We start from the raw sequence: 18,122 nt of genomic DNA, 5'->3' as shown, positions 1-18,122 counted from the left end.
GCTCAGGGGACGGGGATGCGTTCGACGCGGATGGAGAAGACCTCCTCGCGGGGCACCACGACCTCGTAGGCGCCGTGGTCGACCATCCAGTAGCCCAGCGCCTCGGCCTTCATCCCGCTGTGCCCGGTGTAGGCGATGTGCAGGCCGTCGTCGTCCTCGTCGAGCACGATGCAGGGCTCGCCGCCGAACGCGCCCACCGTGCGGATCAGCACCAGCCACTCCACCTGCGGCCTGGGCACCACCCGCCGCCAGTAGCCGGAGGCCGGATCGAAGCCCTCCAGCTCCACTTCGCTGAACAGCACCACCTGGTCGTTGTCCGGGCCGAGGGCGGCGGGCAGCGTGCGCTCGCCGAAGCGGGCCACGAAGCCGGAGGCGACCGGCGCGATCTCGTCGCTCATGCGGCGGGCCGCCAGGTCAGTCCGTCGTAACCGGCGAAGGGCCGCTCGCCCTCGTCGGTGACGTGGATGATCTCCGCCCCGGCCGGGATCGGCATCGGGATGGTGTGGAACTGCGGCACCACGTGCTCCGACGAGGTCGTGAACCCGTTGCCGGCGAACGGCGGCGCGTCGCTCCAGTCGCCGCCCATGTGCGGCCCGTACGGCACCGCGTAGGTGTCCACGTCGCGGGCGTGCCACCGCATCACATACAACTCAGGCACCTCGGCGAACAGCTCGGAACCGTCGAAGGAGAGGTCGAGCCCGAGGTAGAGGGCCTCGGGCGTGGTCAGTCTGACACAGTCCTGAACCCGGTAGACGTAACCCGAGATGACCGTGCGCTTGCCCGACAGATATGGCACGAGCAGACGCGGCGGGACCACCTTCTGCATCTGCGTTCCGCTCACAGTCCTACTTTACGATCGCTTGACCCCAGGATGGACCGCGGCAGGTCTACAGCACCCGATGTTCGAGGCACGGCAGCGTGGCCCTGGCGGTGGCGGTCCACTCCCGGTCCACCTCCACGACCCGTACGCCGGGGCCCGTCCCCAGGTCGGCGCGGACCACGCCCAGCGGATCGACCAGCATGCTGCGCCCCACCCCGAAGCCGTCGGACGACTCGGCGGGGTTGGGCGCCTGGCCGACGGCCGCGGTCCACATGGTGTTCTCCAGCGCGCGCGCCCTGACGAGGGTCACCCAGTGATCCTCCTTGAGCGGCCCGGAACCCCAGGCGGCGATCACCGCGAACAGTTCGGCCCCCTGGTCCACCAGCGCCCTGGCCAGCTCGGGGAAGCGGATGTCGTAGCAGGTGATCAGCCCCACCCTGACCCCGGCCAGCTCCACCACCGCCGGCTCGGCGCCGGGCGCGACCAGGTCGGACTCCTTCGCGCCGAAGGAGTCGAACAGGTGGATCTTCCGGTACGCCGCCCGCAGCTCCCCCTGGGCGTCGATGGCGACCGCCGTGTTGTGCACCCGGTCGTCGCCCGGCTCGAACACGCCCGCGATCACCGCCAGCCCGTGCTCCCTGGCCGAGTCGGCCAGCCCGGACACGAACGGCCCGTCCAGCGGCTCGGCCAGGCCCGTGATGCGCCGCCCGTACCGGGTGAGGGTGGCCTCGGGGAAGATCGCCAGATCGGCCCCTTCGGCCGCGGCGAGCGCCTCCCTGGCCCTCTTGAGATTGGTGGAGGGGTCAGGGGACACCGGGATCTGGCAGAGGGCGATTCTGGTCACGGCCCGACTCTAACCGGTTGGGCACCAGTCGAAACCAGGTCAGGCACCGCCAGATCCATTCGAGCGGGCCGTACCTGAACCGCGCCAGCCACCACCGGCTCACCAGCACCTGCACGACCAGCGTGACCACGGTCAGCGCCACCACCGACCAGCGGGTGGGGTCGGCGTCCACCAGCGGCCCGGTCGCCGCGATCACGGCGGTGCCGGTGACGTAGTTGGTCAGCGCCATTTTGCCCAGCGGCTCCAGCACCGCCGCCGTCCACGACCCGCAGGCCAGCAGCAGGCCCAGCGAGTACGCCGCCGCGCCCGCCAGCGCGGCCACGCTGTAGACGGTCCAGTGGTTGGTCTGGCCCCAGGCCACGGACAGCAGCACGGTGGCCAGCGCGGCGACCGCGAAACAGGGCAGCAGCAGCGTCCTGGGCGGGCGCAGCTGCCACAACCCCATCCCGACCAGGAACAGCCCGGGTATCAGCAGCACCCCGCCGCCCACCTGCGGCAACACCGCCCACGCCACCGCCGCCACGCCCAGCAGCAACACAGGCAGGCCGGGGGCCATGAACGTGGCGGGCAGCAGCACCGCGGCCCCGTAGAAGGCGTAGTCGGTCAGCACCTCGCCCTCGTAGAACTGGTGCTGCAACATCCCGATGACGAACAACCAGAACAACCTGCTCAGCAGCGCCCAGCGGCTGTTGCCGCGCAGGAACAGCAGGAAGCTGATGCCGAACAGCGTGGAGAAGATCGGATAGAAGTGGCTCTGGAACAGGGTCTCGATCGTCCAGTCGATCGCGGTGACGGGCTCCTTGTCATCGACGTGCTGCCAGGTGTTGACCAGCATGATGCCGCCCACCGCGAAGCCGCGTAGGGCGTCCAGCTCACGGATGCGACTCAGAGGAACCAGGTGAACCACCATACGAGGAATCCGCCGCTGATGGCGGTCGCCGCGATCTGCGGCCATTTGCGGTCGTACAGAAGCGCCGCGGCGGTCAGCACGGCCGAGGCCACCGCGATCCACGTGTACGGCTCCGCCAGGGCGGGGACGCCGACGGCCAGCGCGGTCTCGTTCGTGCTCACCAGGGTGTAGACGGACTCGGTGATCAGCCCGCAGAAGGCCACGCCGGCCAGGCCGCCGAAGGCCGCCAGGGACCGCCCCTTGAGCGCGCCCCGGACGAGCTGGAACAGGCAGACGAGGGCGAACAGGGCGAACGGCGCGGCCAGCCAGGGCGACAGGGAGATCTGGTACGGCCTCCCCGTCACGTGCAGGGCGCCCACGCCGCGCGCGGGCGGGTGGGAACAGGGCTTGGCGAACGTCGCCGCGGGGTCGCCGACGAACTCCGCGATCCGCTCCCGGGCGCACGCGTCGAACAGGAAGACGGCGTGGGCGGCGCGGGGGAAACGTTCGAAGCGGGCGCCCGGGATGACCCGGGCGGCGGGCTCGGCCGTTCGGGGCGGGGTGGTGGGATCCTTCTCACCGCCGATGACGTAGACGGGGGCCTTGGTGGCGGCGCGCACGGGTGCGGACTCGGCACTGGTGGGCACGGGTGCGGACTCGGCACCGGTGGGCACGGGTGCGGACTCGGCGGGCACAGGTGTGGCCTGGGGAAGCCGCCAAGCATCACACACCGCCTTGTCCCCATTTACCGTGAAAAAGCGGGACTTTGGGGTGAAGGTGTTGAACGGGACCTCGTCCTGGCACTGCACCGCGTGATACAGCCCGAACTCGTGCGACACCAGCCCCTGCCCCACGGCGTCGGCCAGCGGCCTCAGCAACTCGTCGTGGCCCGTCGCCAGCGCCCGCACCAGCGTCGGCGTCACCTCCGAGAGCTGCGCGTCCTGCAACCCCTCCATCAGAACCGCCGCCACGTCGTCGCCGCTCATCAGCGCCGTGAACTCCCTGCCGAGCAGCGGATCCGTCGTCGGAACCCGCGCCGGCGTCCTGTTCAGCCGGGCGACCATGGCCTCGAACGGCTCCTTCACCCCCATGCCCGCCATCGTGTCGGACAGGTTGCGGTCCGCGTCGTCGTACCAGGTGACGCTCTGCGGCAGGTACGAGTCCAGCACCACCGACCGCACCCCGCCCGGGTCGGCCGCGGCCACGTCCATCATGACGCGGGTGGAGTAGCTGACGCCGAACAGGTTCCACGACGCGTACCCCAGCTTCTCGCGTAACGCGATCACGTCGGCCGTGATCTCCTTCGTGTTGTACCCCCGCAGGTCCACGCCCTGTTCCCGGAGCCGCTCGCGGCACCGGTTCGCGGCGTCCGCGATGTCGGCGGGCGGCTGCCGCAGTTGCCCGAGCATGGCCTGCGCGGTCTCGGGGCACGACAACACGGGCCGGGAGTACCTGCTGCCGCGCTGCTCGATCGCCACCACGTCACGATCGGGGAACATCTGGCTCAGGAAGCCCGTGAGCTGCATCGACGCCGAACCCGGGCCGCCGCTCATGTACACGATGGGGTCCGGTTTGCGGTTCGCGGAGGTGGACACGTGCACGGCGTAGCCGACCTCGATCTTCCGCTCTGGGGCGTCCCTGCGTTCGGGAACCTCGAGGAAACCACAGTTCGTCCGCTCGGGCATGGGGACCGGGCAGGCGCCGGGACCGGTGTTTGCCGGGGTCATGACGGGGGGCACGGACAGGGCGAGGGCGAGCACGACCCGAATGATCACGGCACGAGACTAATAGTGTGGAGCTGTGACCGAACCACTTGTTACCAGGATGCGCACCTTCGGCACGACGATTTTCGCTGAGATGAGCGCGCTCGCCGTACAGACCGGATCGATCAACCTCGGCCAGGGCTTCCCCGACACCGACGGACCCGCCGCGATGCTGGACCGCGCGGTCCAGGCCATCGGCGCGGGCGCGAACCAGTATCCGCCGGGCCCCGGCGTGCTGGAGCTGCGGCAGGCCGTGTCGGAGCACCGGGCGGCGCGCTACGGGCTCTCCTACGATCCGGTGGGCGAGATCATGGTCACGGTCGGCGCCACCGAGGCCGTCGCGGCCACCGTGCTGGCGCTCTGCGAGCCGGGCGACGAGGTGATCGCCTTCGAGCCCTACTACGACTCCTACGCCGCCTCGATCGCGCTGGCCCAGGCCCGCCTGGTGGCGGTGACGATGCGGCCGGTCGAGGGCCGCTTCACCTTCGACCCCGACGAGCTGCGCGCGGCCGTCACCCCACGCACCCGGGCCATCCTGGTCAACTCCCCGCACAACCCGACCGGGACGGTGTTCACCCGCGAGGAGCTGACCGTCATCGCCGAGCTCTGCCGGGAGCGCGGGCTGACCGCCATCACCGACGAGGTGTACGAGCACCTGACCTTCGACGGCGTCGAGCACATCCCGCTGGCCACGCTGCCCGGGATGCGCGAGCGCACGGTGATGATCTCCTCGGCGGGCAAGACGTTCTCCGTCACCGGCTGGAAGACCGGCTGGATCTGCGCGCCTCCCGCGCTGGTCGCGGCGGTGCAGACGGTCAAGCAGTTCCTCACCTTCACCGCGAGCGCGCCGTGGCAGCTCGCGGTGGCCTACGGGCTGCGGCACGAGCTGGAGTGGGTGGCGGCACTCGGCGCCGGGCTCCAGGACAAGCGGGACCGGCTGATGGAGGGGCTGTCGGCGGCCGGTTTCGAGGTGCTGCGACCGTCCGGGACGTACTTCGTGCAGACCGACATCCGGCCGCTGGGCTTCTCCGACGGGCTTGAGCTGACACGGCGGCTGCCCGAGCTGGCCGGGGTGGTCGCCATCCCGACGCAGGTGTTCTACGACCACGCCGAACGGGGACGGCACTTCGTGCGCTTCGCCTTCTGCAAGAAGGACGAGGTCATCGAGGAGGCCGTCACCCGGCTGAAGCGCCTGTCCACCTAGCCTTCACCGTTCCCGGTAAAGCACGAGGTGCTCGTGGTAGAGGACGCCGTCGCGCACGTCGCCGGTGGCGGTGAAACCCGCGTCGTCGAAGTAGTCGAGGTGGGCGCCGGTGACGGTGTAGCGGCCGGTGTAGGCCCGCTTGCGGCCGTCGCGCTCCTCCTCGTAACGGCCGTTGGGGAGCAACTCCTGGCGGATCCGGCCGTCCTCGGTGACCCACATGCCGACGTACGGGTGCGGCCTGGCACTGCCGGGCCGCTCCGACGCCTGCCCTTTCGCACACATGGCCGACGTGGTGAGGAGGACGAGCGTGAGCAGCGTTTTCCCGAGCATGTTGAAACCTCCATAGTGCGTGTCGGTGACAACTCTGCCGAGGTCAGGAGGGGCTTAGGCAGTGGTGAGGTCTTCCTGGGAGCAGCACACCCAGGCAAACACGTCGTCAACCGAGGGTAGCGGAGGGTAAACTCTGCGTCGTGGTATCGCGGTGATACCGCCTCGTGTCTACGATGGGTGTATGGCTATGACCCTTCGCTTGAGTGACGAGCAGACCGAAGCCCTCCGCAAGCGCGCCGAGGCTGAAGGGCGGAGCATGCAGCAGATAGCTCTCCGGGCGATCGACGACTATCTCCAGCGGGTCTCGGACGACGAGCTCACCGACGCCCTCGCCGAGAAGGGTGCCCAGCGGTTCGCGGACCTGTTGCGGAGGCTAGGGGAGTGACCGCCTACCTCACCCTGGAGCAGGGGCTGCGCGTCGCCAGAGCCGCAGTCGGAGGGCCGATCGAGGTGCGCGACCTCGGGCTTCTCGAAGCCGCGCTGCAGCGTCCGCAGACCTCGCTGTTCGGCCAGGACGCCTATCCCGACCTGCTCGGGAAAGGCGCGGCCCTGCTCCACTCGGTCGTCGCCAACCACCCGTTCGTCGATGGCAACAAGCGGGCGGGCTGGCTCCTGACCTACGTCTTCCTGGCCAGGAACGGAGTGGAGCTCGATCCCGTCGATGACGATGTCGCCTATGACTTCGTCATCGCGGTCGCCTCGGGCAAGCTCACCGAAGTGGGCGAGATCGCCGACGTCCTGCGTACCTTCACCTGACGGTCACCGGGACTGGCGTGTGCTCTGGTCCACCGGGGTCAGTGCCGCCGTGGCGTCCTTGTGTTCCATTCCCGTCGCCTGCAGCAGGTCCACGACCACCGACCGCAGCTGCGCGATGATCACGTGTGCCGAGAACCCCAGCCCCTCGGGCCGCTCCCGGCCCGCCACCGCCAGCAGCGCTTGCCGCGCCAGGATCGGCTCCCGGCCCGCCCCCAGTTCCAGTTGCAGCAGCAGCGCCGCCTCCGAGACCTCGCGCATCGCCTCGGCCAGCGCGGCCGGCGGCGGACTGGACTCGCCGAGCGCGGCCAGGGTGCGTCTGCTCAGCACCCGGACGTTGCGCAGCGCCAGGTCCACGGGCTCGGCGGCGGTCTCGTAGCGGGCCAGGCGGGCCCGCCGGTGCCAGTGCAGCGGGGAGATCAGGGTGATCTCCTTGCTGGTCTCCAGCGCCGCCTCGTACTCCGCGACCGCCGCCTGGGTCGTACGCGCCTCCTCCAGCGCCTCGGCGGCCAGGTCGGCGTCCCGTTTCTCGATCGCCTCCGCCGCCCGCTCCAGGACCGTGGACATCGCGTCGAGCACCCCCGACAGGTGCTTGGCCGCGAGCATGAACGGGCTCGCGGGCAGCAACGCCACCGCGGCGAGCCCGATGACGCCTCCCACGAGCGCGTCGGCCATGCGGTCCAGGCCGCCCTCGCCCTCCGCGGGCACCAGCGCGGCGACCAGCACGGCGGACGAGCCCACCTGCGCCACGAACAGCGGCCCGCTGTTCAGCAGCACGGCGACCGTCATGGCCAGCGCCACCACCAGCGCGATCTGCCAGGCGCCCGAGCCGATCCAGGCCACCAGCAGGTCGCCCACCCCGACGCCGACGCTGACCCCGACGACCAGTTCGACGACCCGCCGTAGCCGTTGACCCAGCCCGACGCCCGCACAGATCAGTACGGAGATGGGCGCGAAGAGCGGGGCGGGGTGGCCGAGCAGTTCGATGGCGGTGACCCAGGCCAGGGCAGCGCCGACCGAGCACTGCGCGATGGCCGGCACCTGCAAGCCGAACGTGCCCAGCTGTTCCTTTGCGAGAGCGCTGAGCCTGGTTAGCACCTATCCACCTTGACGGATCTTTGTGACGCTAAGGTCACATTTACTGGCCTAAGTCCTATTCTCCAGGTCCTTCGGCGTCGAGCGGCGGCAGGGCGGCTACCGCCTCCTCGCGTTCCGTACCCGTCGCCTGGAGCAGGTCCACGATGATCGACCGGAGCTGCGCGATCATCACGTCCGCCGAGAAGCCCCACCGCGTGGTCTCCTGGCGAGAGGCCACCGACAGGATCGCCCTGGCCGCCCGTTCCGGCGGCTCGCCTGCGGCCAGCTCGTCGCGCAGCAGCAGGGTCGCCTCCGCCAGCTCGTGCAGCGCCCGCGGCAACCAGGGCGGCAGCTCGCTGGAGCCGTCGAGCGCCACGATGGCGCGCCTGGCCAGCACCCTGGCGTTGCGCAGCGCGTGGTCGAGCGGCACGGCCGCCTGCTCGTACCCCTCCAGTCTGGGACGGCGGTAGCGGTGCAGCGGCGAGATGGTGGCGATCTCGCGGCTGGTCTCCAGCGCCTGCTTGAACTCCTCCACGCTCGTCTGCGTGCTGCGCGCCTCCTCCAGCGCCCGGACCGCCAGCGCCGAGTCGGACCTCTCGATCGCCTCCCCGATCTGCCGCAGCGCGTCGGCCAGCGCCCCGAACATGCCCATCGCGTGCCTGGTGGCCAGCGCCGACGGGCTCGCGGGCAGCAGGGAGATGGCGGCCAGTCCCATCAGGCCGCCGACCAGCGCGTCGAGCATGCGGTTGAGCCCGCCGAGACCCGTCGGGGGCAGCAGCGTGGCGACCAGCACGGCCGACGAGCCGGCCTGGAGCACGATCAGCGAGCCGCTGTCGAGCAGCACCGCCACCGCCATGGCCAGCGCCACCACCAGCGCGATCTGCCAGGCGCCCGAGCCGATCCAGGACACCAGCAGGTCGCCCACCCCGACGCCGAGACTGACCCCGACGACCAGCTCGACCGCCCGCCGCAGCCGCTGCCCGAGCCCCACGCCGATGCACACCACCACGGCGATCGGCGCGAAGAACGGGCGGGGGTGGCCGAGCACCTCCTTGGCCACCAGCCAGGCGAGCGCGGCGCCGACGGCACACTGGCCGATCGAGGGCGCCATCAGCCTCAGCCTGCTCAGGCGTTGCTTTACGTGCATATCACCCCGCACCTACCCGAGGGTGTACATGTGACACCGCAGGTCGGAGCGTGGCACCTTCAGCCGGGGCGTGGCGGCGTCCGGTCAGGGTGGCCGCGTCCGGTCAAGGCGTGCCGAGGAAGGCGTCCACGGTGCGCAGGAACTCCTTGCGGGCGTCCATGTGGATCAGGTGCCCGGCCTCGATCCTGACCAGCTCCGCCCCCGGGATCCGCGCCGCCACGTCCGGGGCGTCCAGATGGCTGGTCGTCCCCGCCAGCACCAGCGTCGGCGCCGTGATCCTGCCGAGCCCCGCCGCCCACGCCGGGTCGGGATCGAGCATCTGCCGCTCGGTGTCGTGCACCATCCGCCAGTCGAACCCGGTGGAGTCGTCCTCCACGACCGGCGGACGGCCTTTCAGCGGGTACGCCGGTGGCGGGTCCTCCAGCACGAGCCGCTCGATCCGGCCGGGATGGTTCATGGCCAGGTGATAGGAGACGACGCCGCCGAGCGAGTGCCCGATCACCGTGGCCCGTTCGATGCCCAGATGATCGAGCAGCGCGAGGACATCCTCGGCCATCCCGGGCAGCGGGTACTCCCCGGGACGGTCACTGGCCCCGTGCCCCCGCAGGTCGAGGGCGAGGACGTGATAGCGGGCGGCGAAGTGCTGGGTGATGCCGTTCCAGTCGTTGTGGTCGGCCGTGCGGCCGTGGATCAGCAGGAGCGGGGGAGCGGAGGGGTCGCCTTCCTCCCGGTAGACAAGCTTGATCCCGTTGACGTGCGCTTCGCGAATCACGTCCGCGACCCTACGCCGCCGGGCGCACCTTGACATCACCGGCGGGGTACGTGGGCACACATTGACCATGAACCCCGCCGACCGGCTCGGTTAGCGTGGTTGACCCGCCGCGAGGAGAAGGGCTTGACGCATGCCGGACCCGATCGAAGTGCGCAAGGTGCCGATCGAGAGTGTCACCGACGCCTCCGGGCTGTCGAGACTCATCGCCGAGGGCGTGATCGAGGCGGACCGGGTGCTGGCCGTGATCGGCAAGACCGAGGGCAACGGCGGCGTCAACGACTACACCCGCATACTCGCCGACCGCGCCTTCCGTCAGGTGCTGGCCGAGCACGGGCATCCGGCGCCGGACACCGTGCCGCTGGTGTGGTCGGGCGGCACCGACGGGATCCTCAGCCCGCACGCCACCATCTTCGCCACCACCGCCGACGCCCCCGCCTCGGAGGAGCCGCGGCTGTCGGTCGGCGTCGCGATGAGCGAGGTCATCCTGCCCGAGGACATCGGCCGCCCGGTCATGGTGGAGAAGGTGGCCGCCGGGGTGCGGGAGGCCATGAAGATCGCCGGTATCGACGACCCGCGCGACGTGCACTACGTACAGACCAAGACGCCGCTGCTGACCCTGGCCACCATCACCGACGCCAAGAGCCGCGGCCGGGACACCGCCATCGAGGAGACCGGCCCTTCCATGGACCTGTCCAACTCCACCACCGCCCTGGGCATCGCCGTCGCCCTCGGCGAGATCGAGATGCCGACCGCCGACCAGATCCACAAGGACCTGTCGCTGTACTCGTCGGTCGCCTCCTGCTCGTCCGGGGTGGAGCTGGACCGGGCGCAGATCGTGCTGGTGGGCAACGTACGCGGGATCGGCGGACGCTACCGCATCGGCCACAGCGTCATGAAGGACGCCCTGGACGCGGACGGCATCTGGGAGGCCATTAGGGACGCGGGCATCACGCTGCCCGGCCGGCCGCACCCGTCTGACCTCGGGGAGCGGCTGGTCAACGTGTTCATGAAGTGCGAGGCGGACCCGTCGGGGCGGGTACGGGGCCGGCGCAACATCATGCTGGACGACTCCGACGTGCACTGGCACCGCCAGATCAAGGCGGCGGTGGGCGGGGTCGCGGCCTCGGTCACGGGCGACCCGGCGGTCTTCGTGTCGGTGGCGGCCGTCCACCAGGGCCCGTCCGGCGGCGGACCGGTGGCGGCCATCGCGGACCTTGGCTGAAGTGTCACGCCTACTGGCATAGAGGACAGCTCCGCAAGAGCGGGGATCCCTACATCACGCACTGCGTCGCCGTCGCCACGATCCTGGCCGAACTGGGTATGGATCACGAGTTGCTCTGCGCTGGACTGCTCCACGACGTGCTGGAGGTTACGGACACGCTGCCTCGCGGGCAAGCGCGATGGTGGTTCGCCCTGCGACTGGTCGTGGCCATGCCGCGAATGGCGATGATCCTGCGATGGCGGGACGTCCGCACCTGGCCGCCACCCCGCCGGACATCGCGGGCGAAACGTGCGCCGCTGCGGTTACTGGGCTGGATCCTGGCCTCCGATCTGCGGACGTGGGCCGTGCTCGTGCCGCCGCTGGCCTGGCTGGTGCTGGACACGGCGGCCGAGCGGCTCGCGGACGCCGTGGTGATCGCCATCACGGTGCCGCCGGTGCCGGGCGCGGGGGTGCACGCGATCCGGGTCAGGCTTCGGGGTGGGGGTGGGCGCGGGTAGTCTCGGGCGTTGTGCCGAGCATTCCGCAACCTCTCGACCCCCATGACGACGGCGGCGCCGCGCCCGCCGTGGCCGCCGCGCTCGCCGCCTACCAGGCGGGCACGGCCGGCCCCGCCGAGGTGCTGAACGTGCTGAGCGGCGCCAGACTCCTCGTCCCCGTCGTCGCGCTGCTGACCGAGTCCGAGGTGGGCGCGCACGGGCTGCGGCAGGAGAAGGAGAGTGAGATGGCGCTGCCCAAGCTCGTCGGGCAGGACGGCCGGGAAGCGGTGCTCGCCTTCACCGGGGCCGAGGCGATGGTCAGGTGGCGGGCCGATGCGCGGCCGATCCAGGCCAGCACGCTGCAGGTGTGCCGGGCCGCGGTGCAGGAGCGGGCGGCGGCGGTCGTGGTGGACGTGGCGGGGCCGGTGACGTTCGTGATCGAGGACGAGGTGCTGGAGGCGCTGGCCGCCGTCGAGTCGGGCACGGTGGGTGAGCTGGCCGGGGTGACCGTGGCCCGGATGGAGGACGCGCCGCCGCCCCGCAGGCGACGGCGCTGGTTCTCCAGGGGTTAGCCGTTGCGCTCCTTCACCAGGTCGGCGTATTCCGACGCGGAGGTGGCGAACTTCAGGGTGCCCTTCTCAGGGTCGGTCGCCACGAAGTAGAGCCAGGAGCCGGGGGCCGGGTGCAGCGCGGCCCTGATGGCGTCGCTCCCCGGGTTGCCGATGGGGCCCGGCGGCAGGCCGGCATGCCGGTAGGTGTTGTACGGCGTGCGGCTCCTGGTGTCCTTCAGCGTCGCGACGGCGCCGTACTTGTTCAGGCCGTACAGGAGCGGGCTGTCCATCCGCAGGGACATCTTCCGGTCCAGCCGGTTGTGAATGACCCGGGCGATCTTCGCCATGTCCTTCTCCTGATGCGCCTCGGCCTGGACGATGCTGGCGATGGTCAGCATCTCCAGCGGCGTCCTGCCCGCGCGCCTGGCGATCTCGACGAGGTCGTACTTCTCGGCTGCCCTCCCGAACCGGATCACCAGCGTCCTGAGGATCTCCTCCGGGCTCATGGAAGGGGAGAGTTCGTGGACTCCGGGGGGAATGAACCCTTCGAGCGCGCCCTTGGCATAGGACGGCAGACCGAGCGCCGCGCCGTCGGCCGCGGCCCGCTCGAACTCCGCCACCGGCCTGCCGGTGAACGACGACAACGTCTTGAAGAGCTGCGCGAGCCTGACTCCCTCCGGCACGGTCACGAAGGTCATCGGCTGCTGCGCGGGGGTCGGCGGCGCGGCGGCGTCGCCGCGGTCGCGGGACGACACGCCATGGACCACGAGCGTGGAGGCGACCGCCAGCGCGGCGACGGCCGAGGCCGCCAGCACGGCGACGCCACGGCGACGACGGGGCCGGGGCTCGGCGGCCCGCAGGAAGCGGCCCGGCGCGGGTGGCGGCTCCTCGTGGGCCAGGTCGGAGAGGGTCTCGCGCAGCAGGTTCTCCAGGTTCATCGAAGCTCCCTCACGATGGTCAGCTCGGGCGCCGTCTTCTTCAGGCGTTCCAGCGAGCGGTAGATCTGGCTGCGTACCGACCCCACGCTGATCCCGAGCACCCGCGCGATCTCGGTCTCCGACAGGTCCTCGAAGTAGCGCAGCACGAGCACGGTCCGCTGTCGGCGGGTGAGCCTGGCCAGGGCCGCGCGCATCACCAGGCGGAGGTCCGCGACGTCGGCGTGCCCCTCGCCGGCCCGGTCGGGCAGGTGCCCGGTGGTCACCTCCGCGACCCGCGACCGCCGCCGCCACCAGCTCACCTGCTCGTGATACATGACACGGCGCACATAACCCTCGATGGCGGCGGGATCGCGCAGGCCGCGCCACTTCGCGGCCGTCCTGGCCAGGGCCGACTGGACCAGGTCCTCGGCGGAGTGCCGTTCGCCGGTCAGCAGGTACGCGGTACGGAACAACGCCGCCGAACGTTCGACGACGAAGTCACGGAAGGCCGCCTCGAATCCTGGATCCACCCATCCTCCTTGCGATGTTCACAGCCAAGGACGCGGGCGGCACGCCGATCTATGCCGAGTGCGTACAACGGAATCCCATCGCCGGGGGGCAACGCTAGCGTCGGCGGCGTGATCGCATTCGCCGCGCTCATCGGCCTGATCTGCGGGGACCGCATCAGGGCGCTGGCCGGCTCCTACGACGAGGCCCCCGCCCAGGCCCGGACGTGGCCGCCGGGGCTCGAACTGGTGAGCGCCGTCGTGGCCGGGCTGGTCGCGTGGCGGGCGGGGCCGCCGTACGTGTGCTTCGCCGTGATCGCCGTCGCCCTGGCCGTCGTGGACTGGCGTACCAGCACGTTGCCCGACGCGATCACGCTGCCGGCGTACCCGATCGTCGCGCTGGCGCTGCTGCCGACGGGAGAGCTGCCCAGGGCGCTGGCCGGCGGGGCGGCGATGCTGGCCGTGTACGGCCTGCTGTGGTTGCTCAGGCCCGACCAGATGGGGTTCGGCGACGTCAAGCTGGCGGGGCTCATCGGCATGGCGAGCGCGGCGATGAGCTGGCAGGCCCTGGTGACGGCGGCCTTCTGCGGGCAGGCGCTCGGCGCGCTCTACGGCCTGGCCCTGCTGCTGACCGGCCGCGGAGACCGGCACACCCAGTTCCCCTTCGGCACCTTCATGCTGCTCGGCACGCTGCCGGCACTCTGTCTCGCATCCTGAGCCAGGGTCAGCTCACTGGGTCGTGCATGGAAGACTTGTACGCATGTTGCGCTGGTTGACCGCCGGAGAATCCCACGGCCCCGAACTCGTCGCCATCCTCGAAGGCCTGCCGGCCGGAGTAGGGGTGAGCACCGACGCCATCGACGAGGCCCTGCGCCGCCGCAGGCTCGGATACGGCAGGGGCGCGCGGATGAAGTTCGAGCAGGACCAGGTGACCATCGTCGGAGGCGTACGCCACGGCAGCACGATGGGCAGCCCGGTCGCCATCCGCATCGGCAACACCGAGTGGCCGAAGTGGGAGAAGGTCATGGCGGCCGACCCGGTGGACCCGGCCGAGCTGGAGGGTCTCGGCCGCAACGCGCCCAGATCCCGTCCGCGCCCCGGGCACGCCGACCTGGCGGGCATGCAGAAATACGGCTTCGACGACGCCCGTAACGTGCTCGACCGGGCCAGCGCCCGTGAGACGGCCGCGCGGGTGGCGCTCGGTGAGGTCGCCAGGCGTTTCCTCAAGCAGGCGCTCGGCGTCGACATCGTCAGCCACGTGACCGAGATCGGCGGCGCCCGCACTCCGACGGACGTGCTGCCCGGCCCGAACGACCTGGCCAGGATCGACGAGGACCCGGTGCGCTGCTCCGACCTCGAAGGCAGCGCCGCCATGGTCGCGGTGATCGACAAGGCGCACAAGGACGGCGACACGCTCGGCGGCGTCGTCGAGGTGCTGGCCTACGGCCTGCCGCCCGGCCTGGGCAGCTACACGCACTGGGACCGCAGGCTCGACTCCAGGCTCGCCGGGGCGCTCATGGGCATCCAGGCGATCAAGGGCGTCGCGGTCGGCGACGGCTTCGAGACCGCGCGCAGGCCCGGCTCCCGCGCCCACGACGAGATCGAGTACACCTCCGAAGACGGCGTACGCCGCATCACCAACCGCGCGGGCGGCGTCGAGGGCGGCATGACCAACGGCGAGATCCTGCGGGTCAGCGCCGCCATGAAGCCGATCTCCACCGTCCCCAGGGCGCTGGCCACGATCGACGTCAAGACGGGCGAGGCCGCCAAGGCCCACCACGAGCGCTCCGACGTGTGCGCCGTCCCGGCGGCCGGCATCGTGGCCGAGGCGATGGTCGCGCTGGTCCTGGCCGACGCGGCGATCGAGAAGTTCGGCGGCGACTCCGTGGAGGAAGTCGCCCGCAACCTGTCCGGCTACCTCTCTTCCATGGTGATCAAATGACAGCGAAAGCGGTGCTGATCGGTCCTCCCGGATCGGGCAAGAGCACGCTCGGGCAACTGCTGGCCGAACGGCTCGGCGTCGAGTTCCGCGACACCGACCTCGACGTGGAGGCGGTGGCGGGCAAGCCCGTGGCCGACATCTTCATCGAGGACGGCGAGGAGCGCTTCCGCGAGATGGAGCACGAGGCCGTGCGGCGCGCGCTGGCCGAGCACGACGGGATCGTGTCCCTCGGCGGCGGCGCCGTGCTGCACGAGGAGACGCAGGCCCTGCTCCGGGGCCACCACGTCGTCTACCTCCAGGTCGGGCTGTCGGACGCGGTCCAGCGGGTCGGCCTCGCCTCGGCCAGGCCGCTGCTGGTGCTCAACCCGCGCAGCCAGCTGAAGAAGCTCATGGAGGAGCGCCGCCCGGTCTATGAGCGCCTGGCCGTGGTCACGGTGGTGACGGACAAGCGCGAGCCGGACGAGCTCGCCGAGGAGATCGTGAAGGGGCTGCCCGCATGACGGCCGCGACCAGGATCCGGGTACGCGGCGACAGCCCGTACGACGTGGTGATCGGCACCGGCGTGCGGGCCGAGCTGACCACGCTGCTCAAGCCCGGCGTGCGCACGGTCGCGGTCATCTGCCCCGAGACCCTGCCGGAGATCTCCCGGCCGGTGTGCGCGGCGCTGTCCGAGGCCGGCTACGAGGTGGCCGAGCTGACCGTGCCCGACGGCGAGCAGGCCAAGAGCGTCGAGGTGGCCGCGCGGCTGTGGTCCGAGCTCGGCCGGCACGGCGTGACCCGCTCCGACGCCGTCGTCGGCGTGGGCGGCGGCGCGACGACCGACCTGGCCGGGTTCGTGGCGGGCACCTGGCTGCGCGGCGTGCAGGTGGTGCTCGTGCCCACGACGCTGCTGGCCATGGTGGACGCGGCGGTCGGCGGCAAGAACGGCATCGACACGCCCGAGGGCAAGAACCTCGTGGGCACCTTCCTGCCGCCCGCGGGCGTGTTGTGCGAGCTGTCCACGCTGGACAGCATGCCCAGGGCCGACTACGTGGCCGGCCTGGCCGAGATCATCAAGGGCGGCTTCATCGCCGACCCGGAGATCCTGCGGCTCGTCGAGTCCGACCCCGAGGCCGCCACCCGCCCCGGCGGGCCCCACACCCGCGAGCTGATCGAGCGCAAGATCCAGGTCAAGGCCGACGTCGTGGGCGCCGACCTGCGCGAGGCCGGGCTGCGCGAGATCCTCAATTACGGCCACACGCTGGCCCACGCCATCGAACGCGAGGAGCACTACGGCATCCGCCACGGTGAGGCCGTCGCGATCGGCATGGTCTACGCGGCGGAGCTGTCGCGGCTGTCCGGCCGCGCCGACGTCGTCGCACGTACCCGCGCGATCCTCACCAGCGTCGGGCTGCCCATCACCTACCGCGCCGACGCGTGGCCGCGGCTGCGCGACCACATGCGCCTGGACAAGAAGAACCGCGGCGCCAAGCAGCGCTTCGTGGTGCTGGAGGACCTGGCCAAGCCCGGCCGCCTCGAAGACCCGTCGGAAGAGCTGCTCGCGGCCGCCTACAAGGAGATCTCCGCATGATCCTCGTGCTCAACGGCCCCAACCTGGGCAGGCTCGGCAAGCGGGAGCCGGACGTCTACGGGGCGGAGACGCTCGAAGACCTTGCCGACATGTGCAGGGAGACGGGTAAGAGGCTCGGGCACGAGGTCGAGGTGCGCCAGACCGACTCCGAGGCCGAGCTGATCGGCTGGATCCACGAGGCGTGCGACGGCCGCATCCCGGTCGTGCTCAACCCGGCCGCCTTCACTCACTACTCCTACGCGCTGCGCGACGCGATCGCCCAGCGCACCGCCCCGCTCGTGGAGGTGCACATCTCCAACCCCGCGGCCAGGGAAGAGTTTCGCCACAACTCCGTCGTGGCCGGGGTGGCGAGCGGCACCATCGCGGGCTTCGGACTACAGTCGTACATCCTTGCGCTGCACGCTATCGCGGAGATGAACGCCACCTCATGAGGCACTACAAGTCCTTCGTCGCCATCGGCGACAGTTTCACCGAAGGGCTGAACGACCCCGGGCCGGCCGGGCACTACCGTGGCTGGGCCGACCGGGTGGCCGAGCGGCTGGCCGCCGACGAATCCGGCTTCCGTTACGCCAACCTCGCCGTACGCGGCAAACTGCTCGACCAGGTCGTGGCCGAGCAGGTGCCGCCGGCCGTCCGGATGGCGCCCGACCTGGTCAGCTTCTGCGCCGGCGGCAACGACCTGCTGCGGCCCGGCAGCGATCCGGACGTGATGGCCAAGAAACTCGCGCGGGCCGTACGGGACCTGCGGGCCGGCGGGGCGGACGTGGTGCTGTTCACGGGGGTGGACCCGCGGGACACGCCGCTGATGCGGCGCCTGCGGGGGCGGTTCGCCATCTACTACCTGCACCTGCGCTCCATCGCCGACCTGTACGGGTGCCGGCTCGTCGACCAGTGGTCCATGCAGGGGCTGCGGGACTGGCGGGCCTGGAGCCCCGACCGGCTGCACATGAACGAGGACGGTCACCGGCTGGTGGCGGCCCGGGTGCTGGACGTGCTGGGAGTGCCGTTCGAGGACTGGCGCAAGGACTGGCCGGAGCGCGAGGTGGATCCGCGGGTGCGGCGGCGCGAGGACAACCAGTGGCTGCGCGAGCACCTGGTTCCCTGGGTGGCTCGGCGAGTCCGCGGCGTGTCCTCGGGCGACGGCCTTTCCCCCAAGCGCCCCGACCTCACCCCCTGGTCCTAGTTTCATATTTTACGGCGAAGCCACATGGGCACCACCCGCCGCACGTGGCTCATGGCCTCCAGGGGGACGCTTCTAGACCCGCACACGGCCGGCCACCGTCACGGCGCACCCTTGACCGGCTTCCGTGGCCCGCTCTCCCGCCGCACCGGGCTGTTG

The 18,122-nt window shown here is 71.0% G+C and carries 22 protein-coding genes and 1 pseudogene; 12 read left to right on the top strand and 11 right to left on the bottom strand.

Going from position 1 to position 18,122, the window contains the following annotated elements; translation table 11 throughout:
- Window positions 1-2: 2 nt before the first annotated feature.
- The 5 genes from AB0I81_RS07415 to AB0I81_RS07395 are packed head-to-tail and all read right to left on the bottom strand — an operon-like array spanning window position 3 to window position 4,328.
- The gene (locus AB0I81_RS07415) at window positions 3-398 is read right to left on the bottom strand and encodes a hypothetical protein (protein WP_360651514.1); all 396 of its coding nucleotides are present in this window, start codon (window positions 396-398) and stop codon (window positions 3-5) included.
- Window positions 395-841 (bottom strand): hypothetical protein, encoded by a 447-nt coding sequence (locus AB0I81_RS07410; RefSeq protein WP_360651512.1) that lies wholly within the window; start codon window positions 839-841, stop codon window positions 395-397. Before AB0I81_RS07410 ends, AB0I81_RS07415 begins: the two co-directional genes overlap by 4 nt.
- 46 nt (window positions 842-887) lie before the next feature.
- Window positions 888-1,664 (bottom strand): carbon-nitrogen hydrolase family protein, encoded by a 777-nt coding sequence (locus AB0I81_RS07405; protein WP_360651509.1) that lies wholly within the window; start codon window positions 1,662-1,664, stop codon window positions 888-890.
- On the bottom strand, window positions 1,624-2,574 hold the full coding sequence (locus AB0I81_RS07400; protein WP_360651506.1) for a DUF418 domain-containing protein: 951 nt from the start codon (window positions 2,572-2,574) through the stop codon (window positions 1,624-1,626). The genes AB0I81_RS07405 and AB0I81_RS07400 overlap by 41 nt, the downstream gene beginning before the upstream one ends.
- Window positions 2,550-4,328 carry an alpha/beta fold hydrolase gene (locus AB0I81_RS07395; protein WP_360651503.1) on the bottom strand — a complete coding sequence of 593 codons (1,779 nt, stop codon included), beginning with the start codon at window positions 4,326-4,328 and terminating at the stop codon, window positions 2,550-2,552. Before AB0I81_RS07395 ends, AB0I81_RS07400 begins: the two co-directional genes overlap by 25 nt.
- Window positions 4,329-4,353: 25 nt before the next feature.
- On the opposite strand from AB0I81_RS07395, the gene AB0I81_RS07390 reads away from it, so the two are divergent.
- A complete protein-coding gene (locus AB0I81_RS07390; protein ID WP_360651500.1) occupies window positions 4,354-5,520 on the top strand; it encodes a pyridoxal phosphate-dependent aminotransferase in 1,167 nt (388 codons plus the stop codon).
- Between the two features lie 3 nt (window positions 5,521-5,523).
- On the opposite strand, the gene AB0I81_RS07385 is transcribed toward AB0I81_RS07390, so the two are convergent.
- On the bottom strand, window positions 5,524-5,850 hold the full coding sequence (locus AB0I81_RS07385) for an Atu4866 domain-containing protein (RefSeq protein ID WP_360651497.1): 327 nt from the start codon (window positions 5,848-5,850) through the stop codon (window positions 5,524-5,526).
- 199 nt (window positions 5,851-6,049) lie between these two features.
- On the opposite strand from AB0I81_RS07385, the gene AB0I81_RS07380 reads away from it, so the two are divergent.
- Both AB0I81_RS07380 and AB0I81_RS07375 read left to right on the top strand, forming a co-directional pair.
- A complete protein-coding gene (locus tag AB0I81_RS07380; RefSeq protein WP_360651494.1) occupies window positions 6,050-6,235 on the top strand; it encodes a CopG family transcriptional regulator in 186 nt (61 codons plus the stop codon).
- Complete coding sequence (locus AB0I81_RS07375) at window positions 6,232-6,606, top strand: type II toxin-antitoxin system death-on-curing family toxin (protein ID WP_360651491.1); 375 nt, start codon at window positions 6,232-6,234, stop codon at window positions 6,604-6,606. Before AB0I81_RS07380 ends, AB0I81_RS07375 begins: the two co-directional genes overlap by 4 nt.
- Window positions 6,607-6,609: 3 nt before the next feature.
- Here AB0I81_RS07375 and AB0I81_RS07370 read toward each other — a convergent pair whose 3' ends face one another.
- The 3 genes from AB0I81_RS07370 to AB0I81_RS07360 all read right to left on the bottom strand — a co-directional run bounded on the left by AB0I81_RS07370 (window position 6,610) and on the right by AB0I81_RS07360 (window position 9,599).
- Window positions 6,610-7,701, bottom strand: a complete 1,092-nt coding sequence (locus AB0I81_RS07370) for an FUSC family protein (RefSeq protein WP_360651488.1) — start codon at window positions 7,699-7,701, stop codon at window positions 6,610-6,612.
- Window positions 7,702-7,756: 55 nt separating this feature from the next.
- Complete coding sequence (locus AB0I81_RS07365) at window positions 7,757-8,791, bottom strand: FUSC family protein (protein WP_360651485.1); 1,035 nt, start codon at window positions 8,789-8,791, stop codon at window positions 7,757-7,759.
- 139 nt (window positions 8,792-8,930) lie between these two features.
- Window positions 8,931-9,599, bottom strand: a complete 669-nt coding sequence (locus AB0I81_RS07360) for an alpha/beta fold hydrolase (protein WP_360651482.1) — start codon at window positions 9,597-9,599, stop codon at window positions 8,931-8,933.
- Between the two features lie 130 nt (window positions 9,600-9,729).
- On the opposite strand from AB0I81_RS07360, the gene AB0I81_RS07355 reads away from it, so the two are divergent.
- The 3 genes and pseudogenes from AB0I81_RS07355 (at window position 9,730) to AB0I81_RS07345 (ending at window position 11,869) form a co-directional block, all read left to right on the top strand.
- Window positions 9,730-10,821 (top strand): ring-opening amidohydrolase, encoded by a 1,092-nt coding sequence (locus tag AB0I81_RS07355; RefSeq protein WP_360651479.1) that lies wholly within the window; start codon window positions 9,730-9,732, stop codon window positions 10,819-10,821.
- A gap of 8 nt (window positions 10,822-10,829) precedes the next feature.
- Window positions 10,830-10,973: pseudogene (locus tag AB0I81_RS07350) on the top strand (HD domain-containing protein); the annotation flags it as partial.
- A 356-nt stretch (window positions 10,974-11,329) separates the two neighbouring features.
- Window positions 11,330-11,869, top strand: coding sequence for an SseB family protein (locus AB0I81_RS07345; RefSeq protein ID WP_360651476.1), 540 nt, complete (start codon window positions 11,330-11,332; stop codon window positions 11,867-11,869).
- Here the strand turns inward: AB0I81_RS07345 and mltG are convergent.
- Both mltG and AB0I81_RS07335 read right to left on the bottom strand, forming a co-directional pair.
- On the bottom strand, window positions 11,866-12,786 hold the full coding sequence (gene mltG / locus AB0I81_RS07340) for an endolytic transglycosylase MltG (protein ID WP_360651473.1): 921 nt from the start codon (window positions 12,784-12,786) through the stop codon (window positions 11,866-11,868). The genes AB0I81_RS07345 and mltG overlap by 4 nt on opposite strands.
- The gene (locus tag AB0I81_RS07335; RefSeq protein ID WP_360651470.1) at window positions 12,783-13,295 is read right to left on the bottom strand and encodes a SigE family RNA polymerase sigma factor; all 513 of its coding nucleotides are present in this window, start codon (window positions 13,293-13,295) and stop codon (window positions 12,783-12,785) included. Before AB0I81_RS07335 ends, mltG begins: the two co-directional genes overlap by 4 nt.
- Window positions 13,296-13,403: 108 nt before the next feature.
- Between AB0I81_RS07335 and AB0I81_RS07330 the strand changes: the two genes are divergently transcribed.
- From AB0I81_RS07330 to AB0I81_RS07305, 6 genes are read left to right on the top strand one after another with little or no spacing between them, the layout of a single operon-like run.
- Window positions 13,404-13,988 carry a prepilin peptidase gene (locus AB0I81_RS07330; protein ID WP_360651467.1) on the top strand — a complete coding sequence of 195 codons (585 nt, stop codon included), beginning with the start codon at window positions 13,404-13,406 and terminating at the stop codon, window positions 13,986-13,988.
- Between the two features lie 43 nt (window positions 13,989-14,031).
- Window positions 14,032-15,213 (top strand): chorismate synthase, encoded by a 1,182-nt coding sequence (gene aroC, locus AB0I81_RS07325; protein ID WP_360651464.1) that lies wholly within the window; start codon window positions 14,032-14,034, stop codon window positions 15,211-15,213.
- Window positions 15,210-15,713 carry a shikimate kinase gene (locus AB0I81_RS07320; RefSeq protein WP_360651461.1) on the top strand — a complete coding sequence of 168 codons (504 nt, stop codon included), beginning with the start codon at window positions 15,210-15,212 and terminating at the stop codon, window positions 15,711-15,713. The genes aroC and AB0I81_RS07320 overlap by 4 nt, the downstream gene beginning before the upstream one ends.
- A complete protein-coding gene (gene aroB, locus AB0I81_RS07315; RefSeq protein ID WP_360651458.1) occupies window positions 15,710-16,783 on the top strand; it encodes a 3-dehydroquinate synthase in 1,074 nt (357 codons plus the stop codon). The genes AB0I81_RS07320 and aroB overlap by 4 nt, the downstream gene beginning before the upstream one ends.
- Complete coding sequence (gene aroQ, locus AB0I81_RS07310; RefSeq protein WP_360651454.1) at window positions 16,780-17,214, top strand: type II 3-dehydroquinate dehydratase; 435 nt, start codon at window positions 16,780-16,782, stop codon at window positions 17,212-17,214. The genes aroB and aroQ overlap by 4 nt, the downstream gene beginning before the upstream one ends.
- Window positions 17,211-17,966 carry an SGNH/GDSL hydrolase family protein gene (locus tag AB0I81_RS07305; protein WP_360651451.1) on the top strand — a complete coding sequence of 252 codons (756 nt, stop codon included), beginning with the start codon at window positions 17,211-17,213 and terminating at the stop codon, window positions 17,964-17,966. Before aroQ ends, AB0I81_RS07305 begins: the two co-directional genes overlap by 4 nt.
- Window positions 17,967-18,122: the final 156 nt, after the last annotated feature.

It is taken from the genome of Nonomuraea sp. NPDC050404 (assembly GCF_040655495.1).
GTDB lineage: Bacteria > Actinomycetota > Actinomycetes > Streptosporangiales > Streptosporangiaceae > Nonomuraea.
This window is presented reverse-complemented; position numbering and strand designations above follow the sequence as displayed.

Bases quoted from the DNA above. Each gene is read 5' to 3' on its own strand.
- AB0I81_RS07320 (WP_360651461.1), top strand. From the start codon at position 15,210: ATGACAGCGAAAGCGGTGCTGATCGGTCCTCCCGGATCGGGCAAGAGC.
- AB0I81_RS07385 (WP_360651497.1), bottom strand. From the start codon at position 5,850: ATGCTCGGGAAAACGCTGCTCACGCTCGTCCTCCTCACCACGTCGGCC.
- AB0I81_RS07415 (WP_360651514.1), bottom strand. From the start codon at position 398: ATGAGCGACGAGATCGCGCCGGTCGCCTCCGGCTTCGTGGCCCGCTTC.
- AB0I81_RS07305 (WP_360651451.1), top strand. From the start codon at position 17,211: ATGAGGCACTACAAGTCCTTCGTCGCCATCGGCGACAGTTTCACCGAA.
- AB0I81_RS07400 (WP_360651506.1), bottom strand. From the start codon at position 2,574: ATGGTGGTTCACCTGGTTCCTCTGAGTCGCATCCGTGAGCTGGACGCC.
- aroC (WP_360651464.1), top strand. From the start codon at position 14,032: ATGTTGCGCTGGTTGACCGCCGGAGAATCCCACGGCCCCGAACTCGTC.
- aroB (WP_360651458.1), top strand. From the start codon at position 15,710: ATGACGGCCGCGACCAGGATCCGGGTACGCGGCGACAGCCCGTACGAC.
- AB0I81_RS07365 (WP_360651485.1), bottom strand. From the start codon at position 8,791: ATGGCGCCCTCGATCGGCCAGTGTGCCGTCGGCGCCGCGCTCGCCTGG.
- AB0I81_RS07355 (WP_360651479.1), top strand. From the start codon at position 9,730: ATGCCGGACCCGATCGAAGTGCGCAAGGTGCCGATCGAGAGTGTCACC.
- aroQ (WP_360651454.1), top strand. From the start codon at position 16,780: ATGATCCTCGTGCTCAACGGCCCCAACCTGGGCAGGCTCGGCAAGCGG.
- mltG (WP_360651473.1), bottom strand. From the start codon at position 12,786: ATGAACCTGGAGAACCTGCTGCGCGAGACCCTCTCCGACCTGGCCCAC.